Origin of the sequence: Flavobacterium sp. BFFFF1 (assembly GCF_002256285.1) — a bacterium.
GTDB lineage: Bacteria > Bacteroidota > Bacteroidia > Flavobacteriales > Flavobacteriaceae > Flavobacterium.
The window spans coordinates 167,735-181,186 of record NZ_NKJE01000001.1; the positions used below are offsets into that span (position 1 = coordinate 167,735).

Here is a 13,452-nt window from a genome sequence, read left to right on the forward strand (position 1 = left end):
CCTGTCATGGAGCCATGCGGAATGACAGATACCACGGAGCCCGGGAACAGCTCCAAAAAATCAAACCAATACACATAAAAAAACGTCCCGATGGGGACGTTTTTCATTTATAAATAGATCTGTTATTTCAGTTTTTTCTTCACCGCTACTTCCTGGAAAGCCTCGATAATGTCAAGCTGCTCGATGTCGTTGTAGTTCTTAATCTGAATACCACAATCGTAGCCTTTTGAAACTTCCTTCACGTCATCCTTGAAACGTTTTAAAGTGGCCAGTTCGCCTGTGAAAACGACGACGCCTTCGCGGATAATCCTGATTTTAGAATTCCTGAAGATTTTTCCATCGGTAACCATACAACCTGCAATGGAACCCACTTTTGAAATTTTGAATACCTCACGAATCTCTGCAGTTCCGGTGATTTCCTCTTTCATTTCAGGGGAAAGCATGCCTTCCATCGCATCTTTCAGGTCATCAATCGCATCATAGATGATGGAGTAATTTCGGATGTCTATTTCTTCCTTATCGGCCAATGCTCGTGCATTTCCAGCAGGGCGGACGTTAAATCCGATGATGATTGCATCTGAAGCAGACGCTAGCATTACATCCGTTTCTGTAATGGCCCCAACGCCTTTGTGGATGATGTTGATCTGTATTTCTTCCGTAGACAATTTAGAGAAAGAGTCAGACAACGCTTCCACAGAACCGTCCACGTCACCTTTAAGGATAATGTTAAGTTCCTTAAATTGTCCAAGGGCGATACGTCTTCCGATTTCAGCAAGGGTAATATGCCTTTGTGTACGAACAGACTGTTCGCGCATGAGTTGTGTCCGTTTGGCTGCAATCGCTTTGGCTTCCCTTTCATCCTCAAAAACGTTGAATTTATCACCCGCAGTCGCAGCACCATCAAGTCCGAGCACCGACACTGGCGTGGAAGGCCCTGCTTCTTTGACAACATGTCCGCGCTCGTCGTGCATCGCTTTAATCTTACCATGGTGTTTTCCGGCAAGCATGTAGTCTCCTACTTTTAGCGTACCATCCTGAACCAAAATCGTAGAAACGTAACCTTTACCTTTGTCAAGGAAGGCTTCCACTACGGTTCCTGAAGCAGGTTTGTCCGGATTGGCTTTCAGATCAAGAATTTCTGCTTCAAGCAACACCTTTTCCAACAAATCCTTTACTCCGGTTCCCACTTTGGCAGAAATATCATGGGATTGGATTTTTCCGCCCCAGTCTTCCACCAAAAGATTCATACCCGCTAGCCTTTCCTTAATCTTTTCAGGGTTGGCGTTTGGCTTATCCACTTTGTTGATTGCAAAAATAATCGGAACATTCGCAGCCTGTGCGTGGCTGATAGCCTCTTTGGTTTGCGGCATGATGTCATCGTCAGCGGCTACCACGATGATTGCGATATCCGTAACCTGAGCACCACGTGCACGCATCGCAGTAAATGCTTCGTGACCCGGTGTATCGAGGAAGGCGATTTTCTGGCCGTTATCCAGCGTAACACCATAGGCGCCGATGTGCTGGGTAATTCCTCCTGATTCGCCGGCGATCACATTCTCCTTACGGATGTAATCAAGCAGGGACGTTTTACCGTGGTCAACGTGCCCCATTACTGTAACGATTGGCGCGCGGTTCACAAGGTCTTCAGGACGGTCCGCCACCGTTTTAATCGAGTCTTCAATTTCTGTGGTAATGAATTCGACATCAAACCCAAATTCATCAGCAACAATGGTAAGTGTTTCAGCATCCAAACGCTGGTTCATGGTTACCATGATACCAAGCGACATACAGGTACCGATCACTTTGGTAATTGGCACATCCATCATGGTTGCTACTTCTCCAACCGTTACGAATTCAGTAACCTTAATGGTTTTACTTCCTTCATCGATCGCCCTTTGTTCCTCGTCAGATTTCTGGCGGTGCGTATCCCGTTTGTCTCTTCTGTATTTTGCAGCCTTTGATTTCCCGCCTTTACCCTGAAGTTTCTCGAGTGTCTCACGAATTTGGTTTTTCACTTCCTCTTCCGTAGGCTCTACTTTCGCTACAATCGCAGGACGGTTACCAGTCTTGTTAAACCCTGGTTTTATAATTCCGCCGCGGTTTGCGTTATTTCCTGCATTTTGCCCTCCCTGTCCTGGGGTGCCTGGTTTCGGCGCACCTGGTTTTGGAATAATCCGTTTGCGTTTATTTTTATTAAGCCCGTTTGCACCTGCGTTATTCGAACCAGGAGCATTAGGCGTGATCTTAAGATCCTCTTTTTTCTTTTTCGGTTTGTCAAACTGGGACAAATCGATGGTCTGACCTGTAAACGTTGCTCCGGTAAGCTGAACGTATTGGGTTGTGATTGCCTCTTCACCGGATTCAGAAGTAGTAGAGGCCGGAGTAGATTCAGTTTTAACGGGTTCCACCTTCTCAACAACTGGTGTAGGCGCTACAGCAGCAGGCTTTACCGGCTCCGCTTTGGCAGGTTCCGGCTGGACAGGCGCTGGCTGAGCAGGCGCTGGCTGGACAGGCGTTGGAGCGGCAGGCTTCTTAGGATTCAGATCAATAGTCCCAACGGTTTTAGGTCCTGTTACTACCGCCTTTGCCTTAATTACCTCCTGCTGGCTTCTCATCCGCTCTTCATCCAAACGGCGTTTCTCTTCAATCTCACGTTCGCGCTCAATACGCAACGCTTCTTTTTCTTTTCTTTTTTCTTCACCTACTTCTTTCGAAGCTTCCTTATTCCCCCTGTCGCCCGCAAATTGATCCTGGAGGATACCAAATTCTTTCTCGGAAATCTTGGCGTTTGGATTTGCATCGATAGCAATTCCCTTATCCTTAAGATAATCAACGGCCCTTTCCAAGGAAATATTCAGTTCCCTCAAAACCTTGTTAATTCTTATTACTCTCTCTTCAGACATAAATAGTTTTTATAATTACCTTTTAGTTGTGTTGTTGTTTGAAAGGTATCTTTAGTTGTTAAATTCTTCAGTAAGGATTCGCATTACGTCAAGAATGGTCTCCTCTTCAAGATCTGTTCTTCTCACAAGATCATTGACATCCTGTTTAAGAATACTTCTCGCCGTATCCAGACCGATTTTTGCAAATTCAGCAATCACCCAGTCTTCAATCTCATCCGAGAATTCTGTTAATTCAACATCATCCTCTTCTTCAGCAATATTCCCTTCACGGATTACATCAAGCTCATAACCTGTAAGCAGGCCGGCCAGTTTGATATTGTGTCCACCCCTTCCGATAGCTTTTGACACCTCTTCGAGTTTCAAAAATACTTCTGCTCTTTTGGTTTCCTCATTAATTTTGATCGAAGACACTTTTGCCGGACTTAATGCCCTGGTAATGTACAACTGTGTGTTCGTTGTGTAATTGATGACGTCAATGTTTTCATTACCCAATTCACGCACAATACCGTGAATCCTGGAACCCTTCATACCCACACAAGCACCCACAGGGTCAATCCGGTCATCATATGAATCGACAGCCACTTTAGCTTTCTCACCGGGAATTCTCACGACATTTTTAACCATGATCAAGCCATCAAAAACCTCGGGAATTTCCTGTTCAAAAAGTTTTTCCAGAAACTTTTCAGAGGTACGGGACATAATGATTTGCGGCTTATTCCCTTTCAATTCAACGTTTTCTATAATTCCACGAACATTATCTCCTTTCCTGAAAAAGTCTGACGGGATCTGTTTTTCCTTAGGCAATACAATTTCATTTCCTTCGTCGTCAACCAAAATTACAACTCTTGGACGGACGTGGTGCACTTCAGCAGTGTAAATCTCTCCGATAAGGTCTTTAAATTGCTTATAAAGATTGGTGTTATCGTGTTCGTGTATTTTTGAAATAAGATTTTGGCGCAGCGCTAAAATGGCGCGTCTTCCCAGGTCAATCAGTTTCACTTCTTCGGAAACTTCTTCTCCGATTTCAAAGTCAGGTTCAATTTTTCTAGCTTCGGTCAGCGTGATTTCCTCATTTTCAAGATCCAAATCGTCATCAGCAACGATAACCCTTCTTCTCCAGATCTCCATATCTCCTTTATCAGGATTGATGATGATATCAAAATTATCATCTGAACCGAATTTCTTCTTCAATGCATTGCGAAACACATCTTCCAAAATCGCCATAAGCGTTACACGATCAATGAGCTTATCGTCTTTAAACTCTGAAAATGAATCGATTAATGCTAAATTTTCCATGCCAACTCTTTTAATTAAATGTTATTGTAACCATTGCTTCTTTTATATCTGAATAAGGAATCTGCTGCTGCTTCTGCACTGTTTCCTTTCCTTTTCCAATTTTCTTCGGTTCCCTGGCCTGCCATGCTAAGGTAATAAATTCCTCATTTACCTCAACAAGCTCACCTTCAATGTTTTCTGAACCTGTTTTTACTTTCAAAGTCCTGCCAAGGTTTTTCTTATACTGCCTGACATTTTTCAGCGGCGATGAAACACCTGCCGAAGCGACTTCCAACGAAAAATCCTGCTCTTCCCGATCCAGGTTGTGTTCAATAGCCCGGCTGATGTCAATACAATCCTGTAATGTGACACCATGGTCTCCGTCTATGGTTACCATAACCTTGAAACCATCTGAAATATTTAGGTCAATTAAAAAAATGGACGGCTTTTCCTCGAGTCCTTTTTCTAATAATTCGGTGACTTTTTCCGTGAATGTCATAATTTTATAAAAAGAGGGGAGCGATGCTCCCCTCATTATTTAAGTTTTAATAAATAACGGTGCAAATATAGCGATTTTTTTGTAAATCAAAATCATTGCCTTATCTAAAAATAATTCTTACCTTTAAATTGTTAAAACAATTGATTTTTTAATAATCTTCTTACACTTTTTATTATGAAAAGGATTCTCGTCCCTACTGATTTTTCTGAACACGCCAATTATGCGATGAATGTCGCCGCACAAATCGCAAAAAAAACAAACAGCGATCTCTATCTTCTTAATCTATTAGATCTCCCTACCCACATGAACGATGCTGTCAGCAGCGGCGTTAATATTCCTGAAGTTATGCTTTTTCTTAAAAAGACACAGGACAAACTGGCATTACTACGTGAAAACGGTGAACTTAATGGAATACATGTCGTCACTGAAGCCCGAAGCGAGAAAGCTTTTGAAGGCATTGCCACATATAGCAAAGAACACAACATTGATCTGATTGTAATGGGTTCGCACGGGGCGTCCGGTTTTAATAATGACAGCATCGGATCTATTGCTGAAAAAACAGTACGCACTTCCGACATCCCGGTTTTGGTCGTCAAAAGCCACATCCCAAACTTTAAGGCTGAGAATTTTGTTTTTGCATCCGATTTTTCAAACGAAATCAGAAAACCCTTCCAGAAATTAGTCGATTTCGCCAATATTTTTGATGCAGACTTAAATCTGGTAATGATTAACACACCAAACAGTTTTAAATCTACCATGGTCGCCGAAAAGATCATGAAGGACTTCCTGAAGGATTTTGTGATAAACAAACATTCCGTGCACATCTACAACGATACCAATGTAGAAAAAGGTGTGCTTAATTTTGCGAATAAAGTAGATGCAGATATCATAGGCGTGTGCACGCACGGAAGGACCGGATTTGCACATTTCTTCAACGGAAGCATCAGTGAAGACCTCGTGAGCCATGCCATCAGACCTGTTGTTACTTTTAAAATATAGCAGCCTATTCATCGAAAGAGATTGCATCGTAAAACAATTCAAAACAAAAAAGCCTCCCGATTGGGAGGCTTTTTCTGTTGGCCCACTAGGACTCGAACCTAGAAAGACGGCACCAAAAACCGTAGTGTTACCATTACACCATGGGCCAGCATTGCGTATTGCGAGTGCAAATTTAGCACAAAAAATAAACCCTCCAAATTTTTTTACCTAAAAAACAAATAATTTACGCTGTAGCGGAATATATCACCTTCTTAAAAACCCAGCAAACGAAACCCTTTAACCAAATAATCAGCCAATTAATGAAAAAAATGTTAATGCGTATTTGATTACATAAAAAAACATTTTCTTTGTATCACAAAATAAAAACAGAAACAGCTAAGATTTATGGTGCCTTTCAACTTTAAAAAATGGAATACAATTACCGGCTGGTGTGTATTTACAATCGCTTTGATCACCTACACCCTGACGGTAGAACCGACCATGAGTTTTTGGGATTGTGGCGAATACATTCCTACCGCGGCTAAACTTGAAGTTGGCCATCCTCCCGGAGCACCACTTTTCCAAATGTTAGGCGCTTTCTTTGCGATGTTTGCTTTCGGGAATGAAAAACTGGTCGCCTTGATGGTGAACATGATGTCCGTGTTCTCCAGCGCATTCACCATCCTGTTTATGTTTTGGTCTTCCTCCATGATTCTCAAAAAAGTGGTGTCCGGATATTCTGAATTGACCAGGCACAATATGATGATGATTTTAGGGAGTTCCGCAGTAGGCGCGCTCGCTTTTACGTTTTCAGATAGTTTTTGGTTTAACGCCGTAGAAGCCGAGGTATACGCAATGGCAATGTTACTCATATCATTGCTGTTATGGCTTGGGCTTCGATGGGAACAGGATATGAACACCCCACGCGGAAACCGTTGGCTTTTGATCATTTCTCTAATCATAGGATTGACATTTGGCGTACACTTTATGGCGCTACTCACTATCCCCGCAATCGGATTCCTGTATTATTTTAAGCATTACGAGAAAATCACACTGAAAAACTTCATCGTAGCCAACATTGTTGTTGTTGCGATTCTGCTATTTATTTTCAAGCTTCTACTGCCATTGACCATGTCTTTCTTTGCCAATACCGAAGTGTATATGGTAAACGAATTAAATCTTCCTTTTAATTCCGGGACCATATTCGTAGCGTTACTTTTTATCGCTTTCTTTTACTTTGGGTTGAAGTTCACAAAGAATAAAGGTTATGTGCAGTTAAATACCGGAATACTGTGTATCCTGTTTATTCTGATTGGCTTTTCAACCTGGATGATGCTCCCGATTCGCGCCAATGCCAATACCGTGATTAATGAAAACAAACCTTCTGATGCGAGAGAAGTATTGGCCTACTACAACCGCGAGCAATATGGTGTAAATCCACTTTTTTACGGACCACAGTTCTCGGATCTTTATGCAGGACTTGATAAGGAACACCCTTATATCGATAAGGAGCCTAACTACGAAAGGGATTACAAGACCGGCAAATATGTCATCACAAACAATTACAAGAACGCTGAGCAGAACACTGACGACAACCAAAAGGCCATTCTGCCCAGGATGTGGAGCACAGAACACGCAGAGAATTATATGCGTTTCAGCCATCCTCTTGAATTTCGCGCCAATCCAGAATATCCTTACAAAGAGGATCTAGCGCAGTACGGCATTGACACCTTGTCTATGGAGCCGGAAAAAATTCAGGAAGCCGAAGCAGAATTGTATCACGAAGTTGAAAAAACAGTTGCGGAATTCAAGACGGCCTACCGGAAAAATGAAATTGGTATCGAAGGCTACTCTAAATTCCTCAAAAGTTATGGCGATTACCTGATCATCAATAAACCGACGACCGCTGATAACCTCAGCTTTATGGTGGAATACCAATTTGGTTACATGTATTGGAGGTATCTGATGTGGAACTTCAGTGGGAAGCAAAACGACCTTCAGGGCACGTATGACAATATTGACGCCAACTGGATGACCGGAATTAAACCGTTTGATGAGCTTAGGCTGGGATCGCAGGATAATCTGCCATCGGATGTTTTAAATAACAAAGGCCGTAATCTGTATTTTGCACTTCCTTTTATTTTAGGCTTAATTGGATTCATATATCACGCCGGTAAAGATCTGAAAAGTTTTTATGTCCTTTTGGTACTGTTTCTATTCACCGGAATCGCCCTTAAGATCTACCTTAACGAACGTCCATTTGAACCACGCGAAAGGGATTACGCGCTCGTAGGCTCATTTTACGTTTTTGCGATGTGGCTCGGTTTTGGAGTCTATTCGATTTACGATTCGTCGAAAAAATGGCTTTCCACAAAAGTGCTGGTACCGCTCACATTGGGCGTAACGCTACTGGCCGCACCCGTGCTCATGGCTTCACAAAACTGGGATGACCATGATCGTTCCGGGAAATATACAGCTGTTTCTATGGCAAAAGCATACCTGAATTCTTGCGAGCCCAATGCTATATTATTTACTATCGGCGATAATGATACCTTTCCTTTGTGGTATGCCCAGGAAATAGAGAAGGTCCGTACCGATGTCCGTATTGTAAACACCAGCCTGTTCATGACCGACTGGTACATCGACCAGATGAAGGCAAAAGCTTATGAATCTGCACCGATGCCTATCACGTTCAAACACAGCGAGTACGTAGGGGACAAGCTGGACTACGTTGCTTACACCGGACAGGATAGCACGCGCTGGGATGTGGGATTCTTTATCAATTTCATACGAGATCCAAGAACGATGATTGAACTTAAAAATGGCAACAAACTCCATTCTTACCTGACCAATAAAATACGTATTCCGGTTGACAAAAACCAGATTATCGCCAATAAAGTGGTGAGCCCAAAATACTATGACTCCATTGTACCCTATATCGATATTGACATCAAAGGAAACGGCTTGTACAAAAACAGGCTCATGATGCTTGATATCCTTAAGAATAACAATTGGAAACGACCGGTTTATTTTACAGGTGGAAGCGCTAGTGACGAGGAATACCTTTGGATGAAAGATTACCTGCAACTGGACGGAATGGTTTACAAACTGGTTCCCGTAAAAACAACCCTTGACAAAGAAAGCAGCCAGATGGATATGGGACAGATCGATTCTGACAAAATGTTTGATATCGTAATGAAATGGGATTGGGGCAACGGCGAAAGCCCACACATTTATCATGATCCCGAAACAAGGAAAAACAGCATTTCATTCCGGACAAATCTGGCAAGGCTCATGGACCAGCTGATTAAAGAAGGCAAGACGGAGAAGGCTAAAAAAGTAATTGACCTGGCGATGACCAAAATGCCGTTTGAATTCTATGGTTATTATATGATGCTTGATCCTTTTGTAAATGGGTATTATAAACTCCGGGAAGTTGACAAAGCGAGAGCGCTTTCTGCAAAAATCATTAAAAAATATCAGGAAAACTTAAACTATTACAGCACGCTTTCGCTCGCCGAGCAGAAAGATCTTTACAAGGATATTTTTACCGAAATCCAGAAATATAATGGCCAATTGGAAATTATAAAAGACAATAATGACACTACCGTATATGGCCCAATACATACAACTTTCTTAAATTACACGAAAAGATTTGATAAGCTGTACGAAGCCTACGGATTTGAAAAAGAAAAGTAGCCCACAACAAATACAACAGCAATCCAAGGGTTGCTGTTTTTTTTCCTATGAATTTCTACTGGATCAAAACAAATTGGATTGTCAAGCGGCTGTTTTCAAGCTTTGTCTGGGATTTGCCAAATAAGACAAGCACGGTCTACCTGACATTTGACGATGGCCCTACGCCCGAAGTGACACCCTGGGTACTGGAAATCCTGAAAACGGAGCAGGTTAAGGCCACTTTCTTCTGTATTGGAGACAACATCCGCAAATACCCGGAAATATTTAAAAAAGTAGTAGTCGACGGCCATTCCATAGGAAACCACACCTTCAACCACCTCAACGGATGGAAAACAGATCAGCAGAAATACATTGAAAATTTTAGCCAATGCCAACAGGAAATTGAAAATCAGGGTGTTTTTTCAGATTTATTCAGGCCGCCCTATGGCAAAATGACAACTGCGCAAACAAACAAAGTCATACGAGCCGGCAGTAAAATCATTATGTGGGACGTTTTGAGCGCCGACTTTGATCAAAACATTGCCCCGGAGCAATGCACGAAAAACGCCACAGCGAAAACTACCGCCGGAAGCATTATCATTTTTCACGACAGCGTAAAGGCGTTTAAAAACCTTCAAGTGGCACTTCCTGAAACAATAAGAATTTTGAAAGAAAAAGGATATCGGTTTGAAAAAATCGTTTAAAGTTGCTCCTGCACAATTCCAATAAGTGTATTTGCGTCGAGCTCACCGGACTGCCTCCAGATCATCTGTCCGTCCTTATAAATCATAAGAGTGGGAAGGCCTTTAATCCTTAACGCATCAGCCAGCTCCTGATTTTTGTCCACATCGATCTTAATGACCTTAGCCTTATCCCCTAAAGCCGCAGCCACATCACGGATAACCGGATGCATCAAAACGGACTGCTCATTCCACTCTGTATAAAAGTCAATCAGAACCGGAACCTGGGCATTAATCAATTCACCAAATTTTGACATAAAAAAATTTTTTGAGTCAACGAATATACAAATGTAATATTTTTAACGAATTATGCTACTTTCTCGCCTTTTTTTAGTTGGATAATGGTAATTTCCGGCCAGATACCAGCCCTACCCTGATAGGCATGAAAGCCAAACCCGCGATTCACATAAACATACCTTCCCAGATGCTCATACAATCCCGCCCATTGTTTGTAAATGTACTGCGCAGGGCTCCACTTTAAAAATCCCGGTATTTCAATCCCGAATTGCAGGCCATGGGTGTGTCCTGACAACGTCAAATGAAAGTGCTTAGGGTCATTCTTCACCTGATACTCCCAGTGCGAAGGGTCGTGGGACATCAGTACTTTGAAATCCTGGTCCGTTAAACCCAGCGACGCCTTATTCAGATCGCCGGCCTTTTTGAAATTCTTTCCCCAATTTTCAACGCCAACCAACGCGATCTTCTGTCCATCCTTCTCTATAAACCGGTGCTCATTCAGCATCAACTCAAAACCAATCTGCCCATACAGGTCTTTGATGGCCTTGAAATTCATTTCCTTCGCATATTCGGAATGCCACTTGAGGTACTCGCCGTAATCATGGTTCCCCAATACCGAAAATTTTCCGTATTTATAAGGCTTTATCCGATTGAAAGTGTCGATCCAGGGGTACATCTCTTTGGCAAAAGTGTTTACAATGTCTCCCGTAAACAGCATCATGTCTGATTCCTCCTGATTGATAAGGTCGATCGCATACTCAATTTTTTCCTTATCATCAAAACTACCACTGTGCACATCAGAAATCTGCGTAATCCTGAATCCATCGAATGCGTCGGGCAAATCCGGAAAAAAAATCGTCTGCCGGATCACTTTAAAATTGTATTTCCCTTCGAAAATACCATAAATCAGGGACGAAAATGGAATTGCTGCCAATGCCAGTGCGATTTGACTCACAAATTTACGCCGTGAAGGGATCGCTCCGACCGTCGTTTTTGTCAGAAAGTAATTCCCTGCACTCGCAAATAAGCGGAAAATGTCTTCACCAAACATGACAATCATCAGCAGGATTTTTGGCACATATACCAGGATAAAAAGCGTAAATGTGAATACCATTAGCTTGCTTTGGCCAACGGTGCGGTCAAATTGGGAAAACGAGTACAGCAGAAAAATCATGATCAATACACTGAAGATAGTGTAACCAGAAAGCACCCATCGGATTTTTGTTACTGTCCGGAACGCCTGAAAAGCATAAATTTCTATGAGTAGAAAAATAGCTATAGCAATAATCCAACGAATCATTTTTTAATTGTTTTTGCAAATTAACAAAGAATGGCATTGCAATCTTTTTTTCTTACGAAATTTTTAACGCAAAAAAAACCGGTAGAAAGATTCCACCGGTTCTTCAACATAAAACACTATCACCTTAATCAAAAACCTTTTATAATGTAGTGACCATTAAAAACGGTTATTATTTTGTTGCAGTTGTTTTTACTGCCTTTACTTCTTTTTTAGCAGGAGTAGCTGTCTTTACAGTAGCCGTAGTCTTTTTTGCTTCTGCCTTCAACTCTGCCTTTACTTCTTTAGCTGCTTTCTTTGCATGTTTTTCAGATTTAACTTCTTTCGCAGGAACTGCTTTTGGCTGACTTGCCTGTGCTGTGGCCATAGCACTTGTTCCTAATACTAAAACCGCTGCCATCAATAAATTTTTCATCGTGTATATTTTTTAATTGTTTAACAGGTCAAAACTACTTCCGGAAAATGAAGATGGGATTAAGATTTGGGCGAAGATGAAAAATTTAACCTTTATTTAGCGTTTCGGCTATCGCGGAAATTGAAGATGAAATACAGTGCCGTGTCCAGGTTCGGAATCCAGCTTAATATGGATGTTGTGGAAATGCCCAATACTTTTCGCAATAGCAAGTCCTAAACCCTGCCCTTCCTCAGATGTGTTTACCCGAACAAATCGCTCAAAGATTTTGGCCTGCTGCGCTTCGGACAAGCCTGCGCCGGAATCTGAAATTGAAATCTGATAATACGATTTTTCCAACGCATCGGAAATCTTTATAAATCCGCCAACGCTGTTATATTTTATCGCGTTTGAAATGATATTAAACAACAGTATATGCAAAAGCGTCCGGTTACCATCAAAAATAAATTCGCGGGACAGACTTACTTCAAATGCTATTGATTTTTCCAGCAAACGGTCTTCGATTTCACTTTCAATTTCCAGAACCAGCTGTTTTAAATCGACCTGCTCCGACTCCTGAAACTGGTTGTTCTCGATTTTTGAAATCAACAATAAGTTGTTGATGATTTTCCTTAGCATGTCGAGTGTTTTCAGCGAAGACACAATTTTATCGGCCACATCGTCATCAAGCCCTTGGTGTTGCAGCAGGTTTTCGAATCGGTTTTTAAGCAGTGATATGGGCGTCAATAATTCGTGCGAGACATTGGCGATAAATTGCTTTTCCTGTTTAAAATGCTGGTCAATGCGAAGCATCATCTGGTTGAGTACTTCGTCTAATTCCCGGAAATCTTCGGAATGGCTTTTGATTTGCGTAAAATTAAACGAAGCTGCATCGTTCACACGCCTAATTTTGGTATCGATGATCCTGTAAAACGGTTTCAGCAAATAGTCTATGTAAATGGTATCAATCAGGAAAGTCACTGCCACGATAAACAAAAGCAGTCCCAACGTAAAAATCCGGATCATAAAAGTCAATTCCTTTATTTCAGAAACGCTGCTGCCCACCTCAAGCTGGTAACCCTTCCCTTCATAATTAAAATTGTATTGCAATATCCGGTAATCGTCCTGTTGTCCTTCAATGATTCGGGGTTCATCCACAAAAACTGAAGTCGTTTTTATCAGTTGGTCACCCGTTTTAGAAAGCAGTATAAACTCGTCATGCAGTATCGAAAAACTGGCGTAAGTATCGGATTTAATGCTTTCTGTCAGAAACTCCGTGATTTCAGCTTTGCCTAAATTATGAATGAATTTCTGCTTTTTTTCAAGCAGCGTCTTGTTAATATGCTTATAAACCACCTGTTCAATCAGCACGGGAAGCGCAAATACGAGGATCAGGATCAGCAATAACCTGGTGATTACATTAAAAATCGAAATCTGGCTCCTGATTTTCATTG

10 protein-coding genes and 1 tRNA gene are annotated in these 13,452 nt (G+C 41.8%); 3 read left to right on the forward strand and 8 right to left on the reverse strand.

Annotated features, from left to right (window positions below; translation table 11 throughout):
* Window positions 1-122: 122 nt before the first annotated feature.
* Genes infB through rimP form a run of 3 tightly spaced genes read right to left on the reverse strand, consistent with a single transcriptional unit; the run spans window position 123 to window position 4,677 of the window.
* A complete protein-coding gene (gene infB, locus CFE23_RS00645; RefSeq protein WP_291082483.1) occupies window positions 123-2,903 on the reverse strand; it encodes a translation initiation factor IF-2 in 2,781 nt (926 codons plus the stop codon).
* A gap of 51 nt (window positions 2,904-2,954) precedes the next feature.
* Window positions 2,955-4,199 (reverse strand): transcription termination factor NusA, encoded by a 1,245-nt coding sequence (gene nusA, locus CFE23_RS00650; RefSeq protein ID WP_291082486.1) that lies wholly within the window; start codon window positions 4,197-4,199, stop codon window positions 2,955-2,957.
* A gap of 10 nt (window positions 4,200-4,209) precedes the next feature.
* Window positions 4,210-4,677 carry a ribosome assembly cofactor RimP gene (gene rimP / locus CFE23_RS00655; protein ID WP_291082489.1) on the reverse strand — a complete coding sequence of 156 codons (468 nt, stop codon included), beginning with the start codon at window positions 4,675-4,677 and terminating at the stop codon, window positions 4,210-4,212.
* Window positions 4,678-4,851: 174 nt separating this feature from the next.
* Here rimP and CFE23_RS00660 point away from each other — a divergent pair, with 174 nt between their 5' ends.
* Entirely contained in the window at window positions 4,852-5,676 is an 825-nt protein-coding gene (locus CFE23_RS00660; RefSeq protein ID WP_291082493.1) for a universal stress protein, read from the forward strand.
* A gap of 77 nt (window positions 5,677-5,753) precedes the next feature.
* Here CFE23_RS00660 and CFE23_RS00665 read toward each other — a convergent pair.
* Window positions 5,754-5,824: transfer RNA gene (locus CFE23_RS00665), tRNA-Gln, on the reverse strand.
* 236 nt (window positions 5,825-6,060) lie between these two features.
* Here CFE23_RS00665 and CFE23_RS00670 point away from each other — a divergent pair.
* Both CFE23_RS00670 and CFE23_RS00675 read left to right on the forward strand, forming a co-directional pair.
* Entirely contained in the window at window positions 6,061-9,354 is a 3,294-nt protein-coding gene (locus CFE23_RS00670; RefSeq protein ID WP_291082496.1) for a DUF2723 domain-containing protein, read from the forward strand.
* 47 nt (window positions 9,355-9,401) lie between these two features.
* Window positions 9,402-10,037, forward strand: a complete 636-nt coding sequence (locus CFE23_RS00675) for a polysaccharide deacetylase family protein (RefSeq protein ID WP_291082500.1) — start codon at window positions 9,402-9,404, stop codon at window positions 10,035-10,037.
* On the opposite strand, the gene CFE23_RS00680 is transcribed toward CFE23_RS00675, so the two are convergent.
* The 4 genes from CFE23_RS00680 to CFE23_RS00695 all read right to left on the reverse strand — a co-directional run bounded on the left by CFE23_RS00680 (window position 10,034) and on the right by CFE23_RS00695 (window position 13,450).
* A complete protein-coding gene (locus CFE23_RS00680; RefSeq protein WP_291082503.1) occupies window positions 10,034-10,330 on the reverse strand; it encodes a thioredoxin family protein in 297 nt (98 codons plus the stop codon). The two genes, CFE23_RS00675 and CFE23_RS00680, sit on opposite strands and share 4 nt — an antisense overlap.
* A 50-nt stretch (window positions 10,331-10,380) precedes the next feature.
* Window positions 10,381-11,610 carry a metallophosphoesterase gene (locus CFE23_RS00685; protein ID WP_291082506.1) on the reverse strand — a complete coding sequence of 410 codons (1,230 nt, stop codon included), beginning with the start codon at window positions 11,608-11,610 and terminating at the stop codon, window positions 10,381-10,383.
* Window positions 11,611-11,779: 169 nt separating this feature from the next.
* Window positions 11,780-12,022: a hypothetical protein gene (locus tag CFE23_RS00690; protein WP_291082509.1), complete on the reverse strand. Its 243-nt coding sequence runs from the start codon at window positions 12,020-12,022 to the stop codon at window positions 11,780-11,782.
* 108 nt (window positions 12,023-12,130) lie between these two features.
* Entirely contained in the window at window positions 12,131-13,450 is a 1,320-nt protein-coding gene (locus CFE23_RS00695) for a HAMP domain-containing sensor histidine kinase (protein WP_291082511.1), read from the reverse strand.
* Window positions 13,451-13,452 lie beyond the last annotated feature (2 nt).

Coding starts and splice junctions, on each gene's coding strand:
- infB (WP_291082483.1), bottom strand. CDS start 2,903: ATGTCTGAAGAGAGAGTAATAAGAATTAACAAGGTTTTGAGGGAACTG.
- nusA (WP_291082486.1), bottom strand. CDS start 4,199: ATGGAAAATTTAGCATTAATCGATTCATTTTCAGAGTTTAAAGACGAT.
- rimP (WP_291082489.1), bottom strand. CDS start 4,677: ATGACATTCACGGAAAAAGTCACCGAATTATTAGAAAAAGGACTCGAG.
- CFE23_RS00660 (WP_291082493.1), top strand. CDS start 4,852: ATGAAAAGGATTCTCGTCCCTACTGATTTTTCTGAACACGCCAATTAT.
- CFE23_RS00670 (WP_291082496.1), top strand. CDS start 6,061: ATGGTGCCTTTCAACTTTAAAAAATGGAATACAATTACCGGCTGGTGT.
- CFE23_RS00675 (WP_291082500.1), top strand. CDS start 9,402: ATGAATTTCTACTGGATCAAAACAAATTGGATTGTCAAGCGGCTGTTT.
- CFE23_RS00680 (WP_291082503.1), bottom strand. CDS start 10,330: ATGTCAAAATTTGGTGAATTGATTAATGCCCAGGTTCCGGTTCTGATT.
- CFE23_RS00685 (WP_291082506.1), bottom strand. CDS start 11,610: ATGATTCGTTGGATTATTGCTATAGCTATTTTTCTACTCATAGAAATT.
- CFE23_RS00690 (WP_291082509.1), bottom strand. CDS start 12,022: ATGAAAAATTTATTGATGGCAGCGGTTTTAGTATTAGGAACAAGTGCT.
- CFE23_RS00695 (WP_291082511.1), bottom strand. CDS start 13,450: ATGAAAATCAGGAGCCAGATTTCGATTTTTAATGTAATCACCAGGTTA.